Genomic DNA, 1,850 nt, shown 5'->3' on the forward strand with positions numbered 1-1,850 from the left:
CCCCCGGTACTCGAGTCGCCGCAGGCCCTCGATCACGACGCCCTGCGCCTGCTTGTCACCGACGTAGCCCACGATTCCGCACATGTGTGAGGAGTCTACGCAAGCGTGCCGGTCACGCCCCGCCCCGCCGCCGGTGCAAGAATCCTGCGCATGTCCGCTGCCGGTGCCGCTGAGCGGGAGGGCCTCCTCGGTGCGAGCGAGAGCTCTCCCTACGTCGAGCTGGACCGGGCCGCCTGGGCCGCGCTGGCCCGCGAGACCGCGAACCCCCTCACGCCCGAGGAGGTGACCCGGCTCCGCGGCCTCGGCGACGCCCTCGACCTCCACGAGGTGGAGCAGGTCTACCTCCCGCTGTCTCGCCTGCTGTCGCTGTACGTCGCCTCGGCCGGCCGGCTGCACCGCGACCAGGAGGAGTTCCTGCACCGCCAGCAGCCGCCGCGCACCCCGTTCGTGATCGGTCTCGCCGGCTCCGTGGCGGTCGGCAAGTCGACCACCGCCCGCGTGCTGCAGCAGATGCTCGCCCACTGGCCCGAGCACCCCAACGTCGCACTCGTCACGACCGACGGCTTCCTGCACCCCAACGCCGAGCTCGAGCGGCGCGGCATCCTGCACCGCAAGGGGTTCCCGGAGTCCTACGACCGCAAGGCCCTGATGCGCTTCGTCGTGGACATCAAGTCCGGCAAGGACGAGGTCGAGGCGCCGATCTACTCCCACCTCGTCTACGACGTGGTGCCCGGCGAGAAGGTGGTGGTCAAGCGTCCCGACGTGGTGATCATCGAGGGCCTCAACGTCCTCCAGCCTGCGCGGGTGCGCGACGACGGCAGGGCCGGCCTCGCCGTCAGCGACTTCTTCGACTTCTCGGTCTACGTCGACGCGGCCGTCGGCGACATCAAGCGCTGGTACGTCGAGCGGTTCCTGCGGCTGCGCGAGACGGCGTTCCAGGACCCGCTCTCCTACTTCCGCAAGTACGCCATGCTCTCGGAGTCCGAGGCCCGCAGCGAGGCCGGCCGGATCTGGGACGCCATCAACGGTCCCAACCTGGTCGAGAACGTCGCTCCCACGCGGGCCCGGGCCACCCTCGTGCTGCGCAAGGACCCCGACCACTCGGTGCGCTACGTGCGCCTGCGCAAGCTCTGAGCCCTCCGGCCCTCGCAACGTCATGGAGAGTGGTTGCCGGGACGACCACTCTCCATGACGTCGTCGGGGGTCAGGCGACGCGCACCCAGCCCCGGGCACGAAGTCCCCGCTCGACCTGCTCCATGAAGTCGTCCCTGGCCACCCGCCAGCCCAGCAGCGGAAGACGGAGCACCACCGAGCCGCCCAGGGCGACCTCGTTGTGCCGCAGCGCGTCGGGCACGACGGTCCCCGCCTCGTCGTGGTGCACGCCGTCGATCTCCACCACGAGGCCGTGGTCCGCCCACTCGACGTCGAGGTAGTAGCGCCCGTCGCGCCCCCGGCGGATGCTCTGCCGCGTCGGCTCCGGCATTCCCCGCATCCGGCACTCCCGCGCGAAGTCCAGCTCCCCGATCGAGCGCACTCCCCCGATCAGGTCCAGGACCACGGCGTGCAGTAGGGCCCGCCGCTTGTCACGGCGTACGTCGAGGAGCGCGCGACCGATCGACTCCGCCGTGGTCAGTCGCTGCTGAACGGGCATCGTCAGGAGCAGCGCCGCCTGCCGGTCCGACACGGCCCACAACGCGCCCCGGACCGCCGCGACCTCGACGCGGGTCCGCGGCACCCCGGCGGGGGCAAGGTCCTCCGGTCGCCACCGCCGTGTGCGGCGTACGTCCAGTCCCGGCGCCCTGATCGCCTTCACCCCGCGCGGGACCGACACCCGGAGGGTCGCGCAGTCA

General features: G+C 71.7%; 2 protein-coding genes. One reads left to right on the plus strand and one right to left on the minus strand.

What is annotated here, in order from left to right:
- The first annotated feature begins 150 nt into the window (after positions 1-150).
- Positions 151-1,134 carry a type I pantothenate kinase gene (gene coaA, locus ACXJKL_RS20275; protein ID WP_457208797.1) on the plus strand — a complete coding sequence of 328 codons (984 nt, stop codon included), beginning with the start codon at positions 151-153 and terminating at the stop codon, positions 1,132-1,134.
- Between the two features lie 70 nt (positions 1,135-1,204).
- Here coaA and ACXJKL_RS20280 read toward each other — a convergent pair.
- A partial coding sequence (locus ACXJKL_RS20280; protein WP_457208798.1) for a hypothetical protein occupies positions 1,205-1,850 on the minus strand: 646 nt, incomplete at its 5' end.

Source organism: Nocardioides sp. P5_C9_2 (assembly GCF_054049555.1).